Annotated in this window: 14 protein-coding genes; 4 read left to right on the top strand and 10 right to left on the bottom strand. The window is 45.5% G+C overall.

Annotation, left to right across the window (positions count from 1 at the left end; all coding sequences use genetic code 11):
* Nucleotides 1–2 precede the first annotated feature (2 nt).
* From spoT to L3V30_RS15305, 10 genes are all read right to left on the bottom strand, one after another.
* Complete coding sequence (gene spoT / locus L3V30_RS15260; protein ID WP_005394948.1) at nucleotides 3–2123, bottom strand: bifunctional GTP diphosphokinase/guanosine-3',5'-bis pyrophosphate 3'-pyrophosphohydrolase; 2121 nt, start codon at nucleotides 2121–2123, stop codon at nucleotides 3–5.
* A gap of 39 nt (nucleotides 2124–2162) precedes the next feature.
* Nucleotides 2163–2435: a DNA-directed RNA polymerase subunit omega gene (rpoZ, locus tag L3V30_RS15265; RefSeq protein ID WP_005379346.1), complete on the bottom strand. Its 273-nt coding sequence runs from the start codon at nucleotides 2433–2435 to the stop codon at nucleotides 2163–2165.
* Nucleotides 2436–2616: 181 nt separating this feature from the next.
* The gene (gene gmk / locus L3V30_RS15270; protein ID WP_005394946.1) at nucleotides 2617–3240 is read right to left on the bottom strand and encodes a guanylate kinase; all 624 of its coding nucleotides are present in this window, start codon (nucleotides 3238–3240) and stop codon (nucleotides 2617–2619) included.
* Between the two features lie 286 nt (nucleotides 3241–3526).
* The gene (locus L3V30_RS15275) at nucleotides 3527–4750 is read right to left on the bottom strand and encodes a hypothetical protein (RefSeq protein ID WP_047009404.1); all 1224 of its coding nucleotides are present in this window, start codon (nucleotides 4748–4750) and stop codon (nucleotides 3527–3529) included.
* Nucleotides 4751–4759: 9 nt separating this feature from the next.
* A complete protein-coding gene (locus L3V30_RS15280) occupies nucleotides 4760–5392 on the bottom strand; it encodes an energy transducer TonB (RefSeq protein ID WP_006741809.1) in 633 nt (210 codons plus the stop codon).
* Nucleotides 5393–5396: 4 nt separating this feature from the next.
* Nucleotides 5397–5804, bottom strand: coding sequence for a biopolymer transporter ExbD (locus L3V30_RS15285; protein WP_005379359.1), 408 nt, complete (start codon nucleotides 5802–5804; stop codon nucleotides 5397–5399).
* Between the two features lie 25 nt (nucleotides 5805–5829).
* The gene (locus L3V30_RS15290; protein ID WP_005379363.1) at nucleotides 5830–6357 is read right to left on the bottom strand and encodes a MotA/TolQ/ExbB proton channel family protein; all 528 of its coding nucleotides are present in this window, start codon (nucleotides 6355–6357) and stop codon (nucleotides 5830–5832) included.
* Between the two features lie 9 nt (nucleotides 6358–6366).
* Entirely contained in the window at nucleotides 6367–7728 is a 1362-nt protein-coding gene (locus L3V30_RS15295; RefSeq protein WP_005394940.1) for a MotA/TolQ/ExbB proton channel family protein, read from the bottom strand.
* A 3-nt stretch (nucleotides 7729–7731) separates the two neighbouring features.
* The gene (locus tag L3V30_RS15300; RefSeq protein WP_104971145.1) at nucleotides 7732–8496 is read right to left on the bottom strand and encodes a DUF3450 domain-containing protein; all 765 of its coding nucleotides are present in this window, start codon (nucleotides 8494–8496) and stop codon (nucleotides 7732–7734) included.
* Between the two features lie 65 nt (nucleotides 8497–8561).
* Nucleotides 8562–11162 (bottom strand): TonB-dependent receptor, encoded by a 2601-nt coding sequence (locus tag L3V30_RS15305; RefSeq protein ID WP_048624621.1) that lies wholly within the window; start codon nucleotides 11160–11162, stop codon nucleotides 8562–8564.
* Between the two features lie 820 nt (nucleotides 11163–11982).
* Between L3V30_RS15305 and L3V30_RS15310 the strand changes: the two genes are divergently transcribed.
* From L3V30_RS15310 to L3V30_RS15325, 4 genes are read left to right on the top strand one after another with little or no spacing between them, the layout of a single operon-like run.
* Entirely contained in the window at nucleotides 11983–13008 is a 1026-nt protein-coding gene (locus L3V30_RS15310; RefSeq protein ID WP_005394935.1) for an ABC transporter permease subunit, read from the top strand.
* Between the two features lies 1 nt (nucleotide 13009).
* Nucleotides 13010–14053, top strand: coding sequence for an ABC transporter permease subunit (locus L3V30_RS15315; RefSeq protein ID WP_006741815.1), 1044 nt, complete (start codon nucleotides 13010–13012; stop codon nucleotides 14051–14053).
* 38 nt (nucleotides 14054–14091) lie between these two features.
* Nucleotides 14092–15918: an extracellular solute-binding protein gene (locus L3V30_RS15320; RefSeq protein ID WP_164666580.1), complete on the top strand. Its 1827-nt coding sequence runs from the start codon at nucleotides 14092–14094 to the stop codon at nucleotides 15916–15918.
* A gap of 9 nt (nucleotides 15919–15927) precedes the next feature.
* The gene (locus L3V30_RS15325; RefSeq protein WP_237309228.1) at nucleotides 15928–16785 is read left to right on the top strand and encodes an ABC transporter ATP-binding protein; all 858 of its coding nucleotides are present in this window, start codon (nucleotides 15928–15930) and stop codon (nucleotides 16783–16785) included.
* Nucleotides 16786–16787: the final 2 nt, after the last annotated feature.

Below are 16787 nucleotides of genomic sequence, written 5' to 3' on the forward strand. Positions count from 1 at the left end.
GGTTAGTTCTTTCTGCGTCTGACTCGGGTTGCTTGAGGCATTGCCTTAATCTTACGCATGATACCAGCAAGGTGGACGCGATCTTTCGTCGTCAACAGCACAGTCACAGTGTACAAACGACCATCACGTTCTTCCGTTGAAAGACCATGAATGTTTGACCCTGTTTTCGAGATCACGTTGGTCAGTTCTGCAAGAGCACCTTGGTTGTTCAGCATGTCGACTTTAAGTTCAGCAATAAACTCTTTGTCGTAGTCGTCAGACCAAGCGACAGCCATATAACGGTCTGGCTCTTTCTGATAACCACGAACGTTCGGACATGTTTCTCGGTGAACAACCAAACCACGACCAGGCGATACGTGAGCAATAATGTGATCATCTGGGATAGGATGACAACAATTTGCAAACGTCAGCAATAAGCCCTCTGCGCCACGAATCGGAAGCTTCTTCTTCGAGTCCGTTGGGATTGAGCTTGTTGTCGTGAGCTCTTCGGTATCACCAAGGAGACGACGTGCAATCACAATACTCATCAACTCACCCAATCCAATAGCAGCCAATAAATCATCGATGCTTTCTAGGCGAAGATCATTCAAGACTTCTTGGATATTTTCTGGATAAATTGAATCAATCGAGTGGCGGCCAAGTGCGTGATTAAGTAGGCGACGACCTAAAGTAATCGACTCTTCACGACGCATCGTTTTCAGTACTTGTCGAATCTTAGTGCGGGCACGAGAAGTCACGACATAGTTTAGCCATGCCGCATTCGGACGCGCACCAGGGGCACTGATAATTTCCACCGTCTGACCGTTTTTCAATGCCTTACTCAATGGGTAAGGGTTACGATCAACACGAGCACCAACACAAGAGTTGCCTACATCGGTATGTACGGCATAGGCAAAGTCGACGGCCGTTGCGCCTAAAGGCAATTCAACGATACGACCTTTTGGTGTGAAGACGTAAATCTCATCTGGGAAAAGATCGGATTTTACGTTTTCAATGAATTCGAATGAGTTACCCGCGCTTTGTTGTAGCTCTAACAGGCTTTGCATCCAACGCTGAGCTTTCACTTGCGCAGTGGTGCCAGACTTGTCGCCTTTGTCTTTGTAAGACCAGTGTGCCGCGACACCTTTGTCCGCCATTTGATCCATATCTTCAGTACGGATCTGAACTTCAACAGGTACGCCATGTGGGCCAACCATGGAAGTGTGTAGCGATTGGTAGCCGTTCGCCTTTGGTACCGCGATGTAATCTTTCATGCGACCAGGACGTGGCTTATACAAGCTGTGTACTTGGCCTAAAACGCGATAACAAGTATCAGCGGTATCAACAACGACTCGGAACGCATAGATATCCATGATGGTGTGAAAGCGCTGTTCTTTGGTTTTCATCTTGTTATAGATAGAGAACAGGTTTTTCTCACGACCAACCACACGAGCATTCAAGCCGAAATCTTGCAGACGGCCTTCTATTTCGCTGTGAATGCGTTGGATCATCTCTTTACGATTGCCGCGTGCCGCTTTTACCACTTCTTTTAGTACGCGGTAGCGGTTGGGATATAGCGCTTCAAAGCCCAGCTCTTCGAGTTCGGTTTTGATATTGTGAATACCAAGACGATGAGCGAGTGGCGCGTAAATCTCTAACGTTTCACGAGCAATACGACGTTTTTTATCTGGTCGAAGCGCGCCAAGCGTACGCATGTTGTGCGTGCGGTCAGCCAGTTTGATCAGAATGACGCGGATATCTTGCACCATGGCCAGAACCATCTTACGAAAGTTCTCGGCCTGAGCCTCTTTCCTATCGCGGAATTTGAGTTTGTCCAGTTTAGATACACCATCAACCAATTCTGCGACAGTGTTGCCGAATTTCTCTTCGAGATCTTCTTTAGTTACATCACAGTCTTCAATGACGTCATGTAGCAAAGCAGCTTGGAGGGTTTCGATATCAAGGCGCATTTCGGCCAAGATACGAGCCACAGCGACAGGGTGGATGATGTATGGTTCACCGCTAGAGCGGGTTTGCCCTTCATGGGCATCTCTCGCTACCACATAAGATTGACGCAGAGCCTCAATCTGAGGCTCTGTTAGGTATTCTTGGGCAACGTCTTTGAGGCTATCGAATAGATACAAATTATAGGCCCGGGAGGTTGTTGAATTCTAAAGTCAGAATTAACGGTTGTGAGCGATGCTGCTTACTGCCGCTAGCTCTGCCGCTTCTTGCTCTTGCTGTTCTTGACGTTCACGAGCGTCTAGAACTTCTTTAGTAATTAAACCTTCTTCGATTTCGCGTAGAGCGATAACCGTTGGCTTATCGTTCTCTTCTGGCACTAGTGCATCTTTACCGCCAGTTTGCATTTGACGAGCGCGGCGAGCCGCAATCAGTACTAGGTCGAAACGGTTGCCAACTTTTTCAACAGCGTCTTGAACAGTTACGCGTGCCATGAGGACTCCAAATAGTTAACTAAAATTTTAGAATGACGAGAAAGTATACAACCTAACTACTTTATTTACTAGCAATTAGACAAGCCACCGTTTGTGGACTTTCTCAGGTAGTTTATTGTGTTTTTCGCACTGAGCAAAAAACGAGAAATTCTTTATGTTTTACAGCGTGACTTTTTTGAAGTTACTCTGCTAACAACGCGTCAAGCATACCTTTATATTTAGCAGCTTGCTTTTCTTCCTTCAATCTCTCTGCACGCAAGATGGCTTTAAAGTCCATCAAAGCGGTATCAAAATCGTCGTTTACGATCACGTAGTCGTATTCGCTGTAATGAGAGATTTCTGACTTGGCTTCAGCCATACGTTTTGCGATCACTTCATCGCTATCTTGACCACGAGTGTTCAAGCGACGCTCTAGTTCACCGTTTGATGGTGGCAGAATGAAGATGCTTTTGGCTTCTGGCATTTGCTCACGGATTTGGCGTGCGCCTTGCCAGTCGATATCTAGAAAAACGTCGATACCTTTATTTAGCGTTTCTTCAATCCACACACGAGAGGTGCCGTAATAATTACCAAACACTTCAGCGTATTCTAGGAAATCACCTTTAGCGATCAGGGCTTCAAACTCATCTTTCGCTACAAAATGGTAGTGGACACCATTTTCTTCACCAGGTCGCATGTTACGCGTGGTATGAGACACAGACACTTTCATTGCGTAGGTTGGATTGCGTTCCAACATCGCTGAGATCAAGCTAGATTTACCTGCGCCGCTAGGTGCAGATACGATATAGAGAGTACCTTTGCCCATTGTACTGTTCCACTTTTGATTGGATTGATTGAGTGCCGAAGGAAAGTCCGACACTCTTATAACGATAGCACTGGCAATGATAAATCAACCACCAAAGGGATGGATATTGGTGATAATCCCGCCAGAAAAATGGAGGCGAAGAGTATCATGATCTCTATTTTGTTACCAGTTGATCTTTTCGTCTTACTTAAATGTTGAAAAGAGCTCGCGTGCGCACAAAACAAACGAAAAAAGGGGAAGCTTTCACTTCCCCAGGCGTGCGACTGACTCACACTTAATCTTCAAATTATCCTTGGGATTCTAGGAAATTTATCCAAGGGCTAACGGTAGACCTAAATTTTGGCGATTGAGCCGCGCCTTTCATTGCCTGTAAGGCCTTTTGTGGCTGCTTAAGCTCGAAATAGGCCATTCCGCGAATGTATTCAAGTTCTGCCTTTTGCTCTTTAGAGGCATTCGATGCCGCGTTTTCTACAAAGCGAGTCGCTTCAGAATACTGCTTGTCTTGTACCATTAAGCGAGCAATCTGAATTTGCGTTTTAGCAGAAGGAGCGATGTTATATGACTTTTTATAAGCGAGAATCGATTTATCTAGCTCTTTAGCTTGCTGCCAGAAGCTGGCCAAGCGGTCATAGTTTTCCTTCGTCTTTTCAATGTTTCCAGATGCCATCTCCTTCTCAAGAGTTTTGGCCGCTTTATATGGAATACCTTGGTAAGCTAAGAAGTTTACAAAACGTAAGTACTCTTTCTCTCCTTCCAGTTTCCCCATTTTGTAAACCATTTCTAAGGTTGCTAAAGAGTTTTGCTCTTGACCCAACTCCATATAAACGCCAGAAAGTTGCATCCAGTAACGCTTTTTCTGAGGGTACTTTGAAGTAAGGGTTTTAAGCACACTGGCAACGCTTTTCAGCTGGCCTAACTCGTAGTGAGAGGCAACGAGAATTAAGTACCAAGACTCACTTGGGCTCTTGCTCATCGCAATTGCTTTTTTGGTTGGTGGGATTGCATTTCTGTAATCTTCCAACTGGACATAAGCGCTTGCTAACGTGATATAAGCATGAGCTTGAGGCTTCTCTTTGGTTGTTTCTGCAACTTTGAACCATTCTTTCATCGTTTTCACAGACAACGTGTACTTCTCTTCAGCTAGGTAAAGCTGAGCCAAGCTGTAGCGAACTTGTTGAGCGACTGGAACGGGAAGCGCATCGAGCTTTAATGCTTCGGCAAAGTATTTCGCGGCTTGCACATAATTGTCTTGTAGCGAATACAAAAAGCCCGTTTGCTGAAGTAAAACTGCTCGGTCGTATTTTTTCGAACTTGTGCTTTCTAAAGCGCTTGCTAATTTTTCTTTCGCTGCTGAATATTTTTCAGTTGCGATCAACTCTTGCACTTTGTTGACGGTTCGAAATGTCCGATCTGATAACTGAGGAGCTTCTTTTGCCATCGTAGGAGCGGCAAATGCCACTCCTGCGAAGAGAATTAAAGAAGCCACTTTGCTTTTCCATAAACTTTTCATCGTGACTCCTTAATTGGTTGAGAACTCTATTTCTTGCGATAGGCGCGAGCTAACAGGTTTTCCGTCAACCAATTTTGGTTTAAATGTCCATTTAGAGACTGTTTTTCTTGCCGCTCGACCGAGGCCTAAGCGTCGTGGTTGCTCTTTAAGAACTTTGATGTCCTCTACGGCACCACGTGCGTTTACAGTAAACTCTAATAAGACGACCCCTTTTTCTATTCCGGCTTTCGCAGCCTTCCTAGGCATTTGAGGTTGGAATGTTGCAAGAGGGGTCGGACCTCCGCTACCCGCTAATTGTGCACCTCCACCCTGGCTATAATGTCCAAGCACCGAACCACCTGTAACATTTACGGGTAGGTCAAGTTTTGGCATGTCCATTGGGGTCTGCTCCATCACCGGTTTTACTGTCGCTGTCACTTTCATTTCTGGTGGCGGCGGCGGACGCTTAGGTGGTGGTGGTTTTGGAAGTTCGCGTTTTTTCTCCTGTATTTTCTCTTCTGGTTTAATGCGAATAAACTCGACCATACGTAGGTCATCATTCGACACTAACTCGTGGCGCTCTTTGTTTACTAGCTTGTCCATCCCCCAGAACAACCCGAGGGAGACAATGAGCGCCAGTGCAATTGAGGCCAGATACCGCATAAGCTTAATCCTTATTGGTTGCGGCAATGGAGATGCTTTCTACACCTGCCATTTTGATCTGGTCCATAACCTTCACGACTACGCCAGCATTTGCTTCAGTGTCGGCTTGGATAACAACTGCGCCATCAGGACTTTCTGCACGAAGACGTTCAATGTTCGCGCGAACCGCGTCCACTTCGATGCGGCGTTTATCAACCCAAACATCACCCGCCGCACCAACTGCGACCATGATGTTACCTTTCTTAACGGTTTGCGCTGAGCTTGCCGTCGGACGGTTTACTTCCAGACCTGCTTCTTTTACGAACGATGTTGTTACGATAAAGAAGATCAACATGATAAATACGATGTCGAGCATCGGTGTCATATCGATAGCGGTTTCATCACTGCTATCACTGCTATAGCGTCTTTTCATGACCTATACCTCTAATTCCATTTACTCAGGCAATATGCTTTAGCTTATCTTCCAGCTTTTGCGTTGTGACTTTGGCTAAATGATCAAGACGTGAACTAAAGAACAGTCCTGATAGAGAAGCCACCATCCCGGCTAAAGTTGGGATTGTTGCCTTTGAGATCCCCGAGGCCATTGCTCGAGGGCTTCCTGTTCCTGTTACCGCCAAGATGTCGAATACTTGGATCATGCCGACAACGGTGCCGAGTAGACCCAGTAGGGGACAAAGTGCAATCAATACTTTCACGATTGGTAGTCCCTTTTTATTCTCTATGTCCTGACGAGAAACGATTTCTTGTCGGATCATCTTAGCGTTCCAACTTTGATGCTCTGAGCGCCCTTGCCATGAGCCAACGGCTTTTTTCATGGCTTTTGGAGCGACGGCAGCAAAATAGAACCAACGTTCTAACAATACTGCCCACAGCATAAAGCTGAGGATGAAGATGGCGACGAGTACATCGCCACCCATTCCCAAGAAGCGCCTAATTGATTCAAGTTCTCCAACTAACCACCACATAACGCCTCCTTAGCTTTCGGCTTTATGCAGTTTTTCCTGATAGCGAGCGATGAAGCCTGCACTCTGTTCTTCAAGAGTTTGAACCAAACGACGACCTTTACTGTGTACGATGGTGTAAAGGAACAGCAATGGAATTGCGACAACCAGACCTAGCATAGTGGTAACAAGAGCTTCAGAAATACCGCCAGCCATCAGTTTAGGGTCGCCGGTACCGAACAGAGTAATGGCTTGGAATGTGCCGATCATACCCATTACCGTACCCAGTAGACCAAGTAGAGGCGCTACAGAAGCAAATAGCTTGATTGAGCTGATGAAGCGCTCAATGCTTGGAGCATTACGTAGAATGATTTCGTCCAGCTTCGCTTCCAGATCTTCAAGGTTGTCACCTTTGTGCTCTTGGTAAGCTTGGATAACTTCACCCAATGGGTTGCCAGGAATCACGGTTTCTGATTTCGCTTGCTTACGCATTTTGCCGCCAATCACTTGAAGACGTAGGAAGCAAATTAGAGCAATGATAGCGCCAACTGCACCCATACCTAGAATGACGTAGCCTACGATGCCACCTTGATCAATACGTTCTTGAACGGTAGGACTTTGCACAAGTAGAGACAAAATGACACCACGGGATGGGTCAATAAACAGTGGTTCATAGCTGTTTGACGCTGATTCAAAGCCTGCAACATGACGTGTAATATTGGTGCGAGGCTGTCGAGAGAGTTCTTCGAACTTACCTGTTTGAGGTACATAAGTGACGTACTTACCATCGGCAATCGCGTTAAACTCACCGACAAGAGTGACATCGCGAACCGCTTCTTTACCTTCGCCATAAACAACCGTTGCTTGGGTTGTTGCAGTTTCGCCAGAAGCAACCACTTGTTGAAGAATGGTATGCCAGAAAGCTTCTAGCTCTTGTGTTGACGGCAGTTCTTTACTTTCAGCCAGTTTCGTTAGTAGTGCGTCACGCTCTGGGAACTGAACAGCGTTTTGAGAGGCTGCAAATAAGCCCTTAAACTCTCCCGCATACTGGCGGACCACACCAAACATTTCGCCCAAAGTACCAGAGCGAACACGTAGGGTTTCTGTTAGTTCAGTTAGCTGCTTATCGTTTTCATCAAAAGTTGCTTTAAGTTGATCGCCCAGAGCTTGCTGCGCAGCTAACTCTTCGCGAGCTTGTTGCAATAATGCCGCTTGCTTATCGCGATTGTTCTTGAACTCAGCTTCACGGGCTTTGTTCTCTTTCGACTCAACGATGCTTTCTGATTTTACGTTTTTAAGTAGTTCAGATAAGTTTTTAGGCGCTTCTGCTTGTACGCCAGAAACCATAAATAAGCTCGCTAGTAGGCCAGCGGCTAGAGTTTTGAATCCTTTCATCTCTTATTCCTCCCCAGCAAATACAGGCAGTTTGATTAGCGCTGGTGGCGCTTGCTTCTTCGCGATACGAAGGCCTTGCTGTACCGCGATGCGGTAGCTTTCTGGTAATGTTTCCCATTGACGTGTTTGTTGGTTCCACATACCTGTCTCACCACCGTCTGGAGATTGGAATAGAAGTGCTGTGCGACCAATACGTAGGAAATCGTAAGTCACGGTTTCACCATTTCGGTCTAGGCTAGCTTTGTAAGATTCGATTGAGCGAGAGAAGCCTTCTTCAATTTGGTACGCTTCCATCACTTTACGGAATTTCTCTGAAGTTGTTACGTCGGCGCGATCCATGAGACGACGCAGTTCTTGAACTCGCTTATTACGCTCTTTTTTCTGGAAAGGCAGATCGAGAGTCACAAATTCGTCGAGTGCATCGATCATTTTTAATGTAAGTGGCACCACTTCTGTTGCCGTTTGATCGATTTGAGCAATTTGGTTATTTAATGAGTCCAACTCGCCTTGCTGCGATTGAACCATACGGTTAATTTGCTCGTTGTAGACTTTCATACTGTCGATTTGACGAAGTAAGCCTTTGTATTCTGCCAACATGCCTTCAGTGCTTTCGGCATAGTTGTCGATTTTTTGTTGCGAAGCTTCTGAAGATTGATTTGCTTTTGCTTGTGTGGAAACGACAGCACCAGAGTTGGCCGCTACAGAGCTACTACTGATAGTAAGCAATGCTGCAGCTATGGCACTGAGACCAAATTCCTTGAATTTCATGGTTGCATCCTTGTCAGTGTTTTAGTCAGTCGAAAAGGGCGCGGAAAACCCGCGCCAAATATTTTTTAGAAGTCGTATGATGCCTCGATGTAAAGCTGACGGCCGATTGGATCGTCATATCCAGTTGCATAGAATGGAGAGGTATCATTTAGAGGATCGGCAGGCGGTACCTTGTCAAACATGTTGATAGCACCAAGAGTTACACGACCACTCTCGTTGAATTGGTAAGAAGCCGTTAGGTTCCATGTTGTCATGCTCGCGATTTCTGCTTTGTAACCAGCTTTCTTAGCAGAGTCACAGTCATCAAAGTAGTAACGGTTCGCATAGCTTGAACACATACGGTCACGGTATTTACCAAATAGGTTGATAGCGACATCTTCGTATGCCCAGCCAAGGTTTAACGTTGCGGTGTATTCAGGCATGAAATCTCTTTCATCCGTTACTGGCTCACTGTCGTTTTCTTGATATTCAGCAATCAAGATCTTAGTTACAGCTACGCGCGTATTGAATGAACCGAACTCATTAGTGTCGTAAGCATATTTCACAGCAAGGTCAACACCAGAACGCTCTTCATATGACTGGTTGACTGGGCCGTAAGATACGGACTTGATTGTACCATCTGTATTACGAACTACTTCTGTGCCTGGGTATTTACCTGGATCGTTAATTACGTCTTGGTAAGTTGGTGCTGTTACGACGTCTTCCATCTTGATGTGGTACCAGTCAACGGTTACGCCAAGGTCATCCACAGGTTCCCAAGCTAGACCCAAGTTAATGTTTGTACTTGTTTCTTCTTTCAGCTCAGAGTTAGGGCCGTTAAGCGTATCGAAGTATTGAGTATCACACTCTGGGTACTTATCTTTATCTTGTGGGCCGCTACCACCAGCGTTGGCACAAAGCACAGGGTCAAAACCAGAACCAAAGCCTCGAGTTTGATCACCAAATAGTCGTTTCAAGTCAGGAGCTCGGAAACCTAGACCGTAGCTACCACGAAGCAATAGAGTGTCAGTAGGACGGTATGCTAGTGCTACTTTAGGAGTGAAGGCTCCGCCTGTTGCCGAGTCGTCGAAGTAGTGGTCATAACGACCAGCGACAGTCATTTCCAAATCTTCAATGATAGGAATTAGGGCTTCGACACCAAGACCAATCTGATCACGGTCACCGCCACCTGATGTTCCGCCTAGACCAGAGAAACCACCAGCTGCTGTTGTCGCATCAATCGTTTCATTGTAGTCAGTACGGTTCCATTCACCATAAACAGCAAAGCCAGACATACCAGCAGGCAGTTCAACCAAATCACCAGCCAGTGAGCCGTTAACAGAGTAAAGCTTTGAGTAGGCTTCTTTGCTTGATGTGCCGCTGTATTTGTTTACGACGTCTTGAGAGATAGGCCCTAGAAGATCGACATCGCCATTTTGTACGGCTTGATCAAGAGTTAGGAAGATTGCTGGGTTGCTTGTTTCAACGCTTTGCTCAGAGTAACCAGCTGATAGGTCCCAATCATACGCATCAGCAAGCAGGCCGTTCAAGCCTAAGGTTAAGCCAAAAGAATCGGCTTCAGTGTTACTTTCGCGTGGGCCAAATTCGACCATACGGCGAGTGTATTCACCTTCACCGCGGAAGTGAGTGGCATCAACTTCTACGCTGTAAGGGTTAGGTTCGAATTCAGATTCTGTAGACTTGTAGCCAAAACGGGCTTCTGCCATGGCAGTGACATTGTCGTTAATGTCCATTTCACCACGTAAAAGCAGGTCTACTTGTTTATTTTCTGGTTTCAACGTTCGGTATGCAGAGCGGTTAACACCACACTTGCCATCCGCTCGTTCAATAGCGGCATCACCAACGACTTCTTTACATGAAGAACCAGCATCAGCTGGTGTTAGAAGTGTTCCGTTTGCGCCTTCAAAGTTTGCACCGTAGCTAGAGTAACCACTTAGCTGAGAACGGCTAGAACCGTCATCGCCAGCCCAATCATCTCGGTCAGATTGCTTAAGCATTTCGTTGCCCGCAAATTGGCCAACGAAGAGAATACGTTTATCGTCAAAATCTTTACCGGCAACAACGTCTAAACGGCCATTTTGGTAGCCACCATCTGTTGCGTCACCCGCACGTACTTTTACAGAAACGCCATCAAAGTCTTTCTTTAAAATGAAGTTTACGACACCGCCGATCGCGTCGGAGCCGTAGATAGCGGAACCTGAATCAGTCATTACTTCAACACGCTCGATAGCGGCAACAGGGATTTGACCAATGTCTTGGAAGTTAGATGTGCCATCTTGAGCCAGTGGGTATTGAGGAAGGCGACGACCATCGATAAGAATCAATGTGCGTGAAGCGCCAAGACCACGTAAGTTGACTGACTGTGCTGCAGGTGTGAATGAGAAAGAGTTCGTTTGAGCCATTACACCACCGGTGTTTTGAGTCAAACTGTTCAACACGTCTTGCGCGCTGTTAAAACCTTTAGATTCAATATCTTTACTATTAATAACAGTAACTGGTGAAGGACCTTCCATATCCGTCGTGGAGATACGCGAACCAGTAACTTTCATCTTTTGAAGTTTTTCAACTTGTTGCTCTTCTGCCAGTGCTGTTGCTGGGGCTACGACTGCTGCTGTCCCCAACGCAAGGCTTATCGCAACAGATAAAGCGGTTGTGTTTTTATACATCCTTGTTGCTCCGATTATTATTATTTCCTATGTCTGGCCGCATAGCGGCCAATTGTGACGTTAATATTTCGTTAACGTTCGGCCAATGTATAACCGAGATGAAAAAAGGAAGTCAAACCAGTGGTAAACGGGGATGCTTAAATGTAAAAAAGATGTAAATAACCAGGGTTGGTTTAAAACGCGGAATAAAAAACTAAATAGCCTTACCAAGGCGACATCAAATTTCAATAAAACACCGTATTTTGTGTTTCTTATAAACTTTAATGACTTATCTTGCCTATGGTTTTTTAGTGGGTAATTGAATCTGAAAAAAGATATTTTTCCAGTGAATTGTTCTGAGATGAGTTTTATATCGAATCCATACTTTGGTGACTCGAACTTATAGGGTGGTATCAAAATATGATACCCATTGCTGTAAAAGGGCTCACTCGTATTTTTAGGTCAAATATACATGTGGTGGATATGTCTATTTATTCCATGTATTTGCATTTTTATGTAGGGTTTTGGCTCTAAACAGCCTAGATTGATATTCTGTGTGAATTATTTTTGTGGTTTTTTATAATTTTTTACAAAAACATTTCTGTTTTTCGACTTCGGAGGAAGTTTGTCATGTTTTGGTTTCAAACACTTGAAGCTGATGTGGATTCAAGATAAATATGACGCTGAAATTATTGCAGTAGTAGAAAAGTCTGGTTCTTGAAACGCAGGGAGTGTGTTTCAACAGTTTTAGTTACTACGAGATAAATATGCACCACTTTGGGCGGGGAACTTCCTCTTTCACTCCGCCTGAACTGGACAGTAGACAAGGAGCAAGTTGTATATGCTGTCGTACTTTTTACGCCGTTTGGCGTTGGTGATACCAACGTTTCTCGGGATAACTATTCTTATCTTTGCTATCACTCGTTTCGTGCCGGGCGGACCTGTTGAACGCATGTTGTCACAAATGCAGTCTCAAGGGGATGGTGCCGCATCAATGACGTCTGCTGGTGGCAATACCGCCCTTTCTGATGATCAAATCGCTGAGCTAAATGCGTTTTACGGTCTGGATAAGCCAGTGACAGAAGCGTATGTGGAGTGGCTAAGTCGCTTGGTCGTGCTAGACCTTGGTGAGTCAACACGTTACTACGAGCCTGTCTCTGACATGATTGCAGAGCGTTTACCTGTGTCGTTATTTTATGGCGGCATGACCTTTTTTATCAGTTATTTTATCTCGATCCCTCTTGGTTATTACAAGGCGCTCAAGCACGGCTCTGTGTTTGATTCCGCTTCTTCAATACTCATCTTTGTGGGCTATGCCTTGCCTGGCTATGTGGTGGGTGTATTGCTCATCACGCTATTTAGTTATCACTTGGAATGGTTTCCGATGGGAGGCTTTGTCGGCGATGACTTCGACGATTACGAAACTTTCTTTGAACGCGCCAAGGACATCATGTGGCACGCGGTGTTGCCTTTAATCTGTTACCTCATTGGCGACTTTGCAACACTGACAATGACGATGAAAAACAACCTGATGGAAAACCTTTCTTCAGACTATATACGTACAGCTATCGCGAAGGGCTTACCTTTCAAAAAGGCGGTTCGTAAGCACGCGTTGCGTAACAGCTTAATCCCAATCGCGAGTCACTTTGGTAACTCTTTGTTGTTCTTCATGACTGGTGCCTTCCTGATTGAAGTTATCTTCAATATTGATGGCATTGGCTTATTGGGTTACGAATCAATCATGGAGCGTGACTACCCTGTTGTTATGGGTATTGTCGCCATTAATGCGCTGTTGCTGCTCATTGGTAACATTATTTCAGATATTTGTGTTGCTTTAGTCGACCCACGTGTGAAGTTTGGAGCGTAACATGATTAAAGTTAGTCCATTAACTCAAAAGAAAATTCGCCACTTTAAAGAGATCAAACGAGGCTATTGGTCGTTTGTCATTCTCTCAATCATGTTGATCCTGTCGCTCTTTGCTGAACTTCTGATTAATAGTAAAGCGCTAGTCGTCAAGTACGATGGTAGCTACTATTTTCCTGTTGTCAGTGATGTCCGTTTAGGCAGTGAATTTGGCCAAGAGTCATCCAGCGAAGCGGATTATCGCGTACTGCAAAAAGCGTTTGAGGCCGAAGGGGGCGACAACTTTGTTATTTTGCCGCTTGTGCCATGGAACCCATATGAACAAGATTTTAGTGGTGATTTCCCGCCAACAGCGCCTAGTGCCGAAAACAAGCATTATTTAGGTACAGATGTGATAGGTCGCGATATTTTGGCGCGACTTGTCTACGGATTCAGAACGGCAATGGGATTTGCGTTGCTCACCATGGCAATTTCCTACGCGATCGGTACCGCAGTTGGTTGTGCTATGGGTTTTTGGGGCGGTAAATTTGACTTGTTTGTACAGCGACTTATCGAAATCTGGTCAATGGTACCGTTTTTGTACGTCATTATGATTCTTGTCTCAATCGTTCAACCGACGTTCGCTCTCTTTGTCGCTATTAACGTGCTTTTCACCTGGATGGGCATGACATGGTACATGCGGACCATGACTTATAAAGAAGCGGCACGAGAATACGTAATGGCGGCACGTGCTTTAGGGGCATCGACGGGACGTATTTTGTTTAATCACATCCTACCGAATACGATGGTGATGATTGTGACATTGGCGCCGTTCACTATTGCAGCAAACATCACTGCGCTGACCGCTTTGGATTATCTAGGTTTAGGTCTGATGCCACCAACGCCAAGTTGGGGGGAACTGCTACAACAAGGTAAATCTAACCTAGACTCGCCATGGATTGTTGCCTCAGTGGTGACGTCAATTGTACTCGTGTTGGTAATGGTGACCTTTATTGGTGAAGCCATTCGAGCGGCCTTCGACCCGAAAAAATTCACACGCTATGTTTAAGCGAGCATTGTGAGCAAAACATAAAAAAGGGAAGTTTTATGAAGAAATTATTTTTAGCGTCCACGCTGAGCGCCCTGAGTTTTGGTGCAATGTCAGCAACGCTTCCGACGGACTTAAACTGGCAAACAAACTGGGATGAGCCTCAATATGGTTCGCCTGAAGCGAAACGTGGAGGGACCTATCGCACCTTCATGTCAAGTTTTCCACAGACGTTACGTAGTGTTGGCCCTGACGCCAATGCTGGGTTGCGTTCCTTTATCTTGGATGAAACCCCTGGATTGGTGGTTCGCCACCCAGACACTTTAGAGTTCATCCCTGAACTTGCTAATGAGTGGGCATTAGCTGGCGACAATAAAACCGTCTATTTCAAACTCAATCCAGAAGCCAAATGGTCGGACGGCAAGCCTGTGACTGCCGACGATTTTGTATTCATGCTTAAGTTTTATCGTTCTAAGGATATCCTAGAGCCTTGGTACAACGATTATTACAACAAAACCATTGCGGACGTTATTAAGTATGACGCCCATACGTTTGCTGTTAAGGCCGCGAAAGAGTTCAATCCGGAAGAATTATTGCTAAGAATGGGGGCTTTACGCCCACGTCCCGCACACTTTTATGCCAATCCTTCAAAGGACGAAAATGGTGATGGTATTCACGACAACTTTGTCCGTTACTACAACTTTAAGAGTGAACCAACGACCAGTGCGTACTACCTAGATGATATCAAAAAAGGTAGAAGTGTGACTTTCAAACATGTTGGTGAAGATTGGTGGGGTTACAGCAATAAGTACTACCAAAATCGCTACAATGTCGACAAGATTCGCATCACGGTGATCCGCGATAGCGATATTGCGATGAAGCATTTTGAAAAGGGTAAGTTGGATGCATTTGGTCTGGTTCTACCAAGCTTATGGCACGATAAATCGAATACGGAACCGTACCAAAAGGGTTACATTCAAAAGTTCTGGGGTTACAACCAATTTCCAGTCGGTGCGGGCGGCGTATGGATAAACACCGCGATGCCTTTGCTGGATGATTTAAACGTTCGCAAGGGCATTACCTACGCAATTGATTTTGATGGCATGATTGAGAATATCATGCGTGGTGACTACTCCCGTAAGCCAAACCCGACCGGTTATGGCCATGGTAAATATACCCTACCAGATGCGAAAGCACCGAAATTTGACCCAGCAAAAGCGGCCGAGGCATTCGAAGCCGCAGGCTTTAACAAAATTGGTTCCGATGGTATTCGTGTCAATGATAAAGGTGAGCGTTTAAGCTTCGAGCTGACCTACGGAACACCTGTTCATACTCCTCGTATTGCTTTTTTGCGTGAGCAAGCCAAGCTAGCAGGGTTGGATATTGAGCTCAAGTTGGTTGATGGCTCATCCATGTTCAAATACGTCCGTGAGAAAAAGCACGATTTGGCTTTCTTAGATATGGGTACGTCCGAGATCCCAACGTATTGGGAGTACTTCCATTCAGTCAATGCGAACAAGCCGCAAACTAACTCTTTCACAAACTACAGCACGCCAGAGCTGGATGAAAAGATCATCGAGTATCGTTTTAGCATGGATATGGATAAAAAGATCCAGCTAGGTCATGAGATTCAGCGTGACATCATTGATGCTCACGTTATCGTCCCAGGCTACATGGTTCCTTATGTCCGCTATGGTCATTGGCGCTGGTTAAAGTTTCCAGATAAGCCAATGAATCGCATGACAGAGGCGCTGTTCAGTGGTGCAATCATAGGCGATGGCACTTACTGGATTGATAGTGATATCAAGAAAGAAACGAAACAAGCGATGAAGTCAGGCAAAGCTTTTGAACCTGTTGTTGTCGTAGATGACACTTATAAGCTGTAAGGATTGGTTATGGAAAACGATGTAATCCTAAGTGTTAAAGATCTCGAAGTTGAATTCACCACCGATGATGGACCAGTGAAGGTGCTGCATGGTGTGAACTTTGATGTGAGAGCTGGACGTACACTCGGTCTGGTGGGAGAGTCAGGCAGTGGTAAGAGCGTAACCTCAATGTCGATCATGGGTCTTTTACCTAAGCCATATGGCAACATCATCAAAGGTGAAGTGAATTATCGCGGCACCAACCTAGTTGATTTGCCTGCGGAAGAGATGTATGCCATGCGTGGCGATCGCATTTCGATCATCTTCCAAGATCCGATGACGGCGCTCAATCCAGTACACACTATTGGTCGTCAAATATGTGAAGTGCTTGAACTCCATCGACCAGAGCTCGACAAAAAGGAGCGGGAGGCTTTCTCGATTGAGGTGCTGGCAAAAGTCAAAATCCCAATGCCAGAGAAGCGATTGAATGAGTATCCCCATAACCTATCTGGCGGTATGCGCCAGCGTGTCATGATCGCGATGGCGTTGGCCTGTAAGCCGGATATTCTGATTTGTGATGAACCGACTACGGCGTTGGATGTTACGGTTCAGGCGTCTATCCTTGAACTGATGAACGAGCTTCAGGAAGAAACGGGCATGGCGATGATCTTCATTACTCACGACCTCGGGGTTGTGGCAGAAGTGTGTGATGATGTTGCCGTGATGTATGGTGGGCGTATTGTCGAAAAAGCAGAAATTTTTGAGTTGTTTGATAACCCACAGCACCCATACACGGAGCGTTTGATGGGGTTGATGCCGAGTTTAGATAATGAGCCGAAGCAGATGATCGATATCAAGCCTATTGATGCCAGTATGTTTGTCAGTTAACT

Source organism: Vibrio sp. A1-1 (assembly GCF_021728175.1).
GTDB classification, from domain to species: domain Bacteria; phylum Pseudomonadota; class Gammaproteobacteria; order Enterobacterales; family Vibrionaceae; genus Vibrio; species Vibrio diabolicus.

Excerpts from the sequence above, each read along its gene's own strand:
- rpoZ (WP_005379346.1), bottom strand. The coding sequence starts at position 2,435 with ATGGCACGCGTAACTGTTCAAGACGCTGTTGAAAAAGTTGGCAACCGT.
- gmk (WP_005394946.1), bottom strand. The coding sequence starts at position 3,240 with ATGGGCAAAGGTACTCTCTATATCGTATCTGCACCTAGCGGCGCAGGT.
- L3V30_RS15275 (WP_047009404.1), bottom strand. The coding sequence starts at position 4,750 with ATGAAAAGTTTATGGAAAAGCAAAGTGGCTTCTTTAATTCTCTTCGCA.
- L3V30_RS15280 (WP_006741809.1), bottom strand. The coding sequence starts at position 5,392 with ATGCGGTATCTGGCCTCAATTGCACTGGCGCTCATTGTCTCCCTCGGG.
- L3V30_RS15285 (WP_005379359.1), bottom strand. The coding sequence starts at position 5,804 with ATGAAAAGACGCTATAGCAGTGATAGCAGTGATGAAACCGCTATCGAT.
- L3V30_RS15290 (WP_005379363.1), bottom strand. The coding sequence starts at position 6,357 with ATGTGGTGGTTAGTTGGAGAACTTGAATCAATTAGGCGCTTCTTGGGA.
- L3V30_RS15295 (WP_005394940.1), bottom strand. The coding sequence starts at position 7,728 with ATGAAAGGATTCAAAACTCTAGCCGCTGGCCTACTAGCGAGCTTATTT.
- L3V30_RS15300 (WP_104971145.1), bottom strand. The coding sequence starts at position 8,496 with ATGAAATTCAAGGAATTTGGTCTCAGTGCCATAGCTGCAGCATTGCTT.
- L3V30_RS15305 (WP_048624621.1), bottom strand. The coding sequence starts at position 11,162 with ATGTATAAAAACACAACCGCTTTATCTGTTGCGATAAGCCTTGCGTTG.
- L3V30_RS15310 (WP_005394935.1), top strand. The coding sequence starts at position 11,983 with ATGCTGTCGTACTTTTTACGCCGTTTGGCGTTGGTGATACCAACGTTT.
- L3V30_RS15315 (WP_006741815.1), top strand. The coding sequence starts at position 13,010 with ATGATTAAAGTTAGTCCATTAACTCAAAAGAAAATTCGCCACTTTAAA.
- L3V30_RS15320 (WP_164666580.1), top strand. The coding sequence starts at position 14,092 with ATGAAGAAATTATTTTTAGCGTCCACGCTGAGCGCCCTGAGTTTTGGT.
- L3V30_RS15325 (WP_237309228.1), top strand. The coding sequence starts at position 15,928 with ATGGAAAACGATGTAATCCTAAGTGTTAAAGATCTCGAAGTTGAATTC.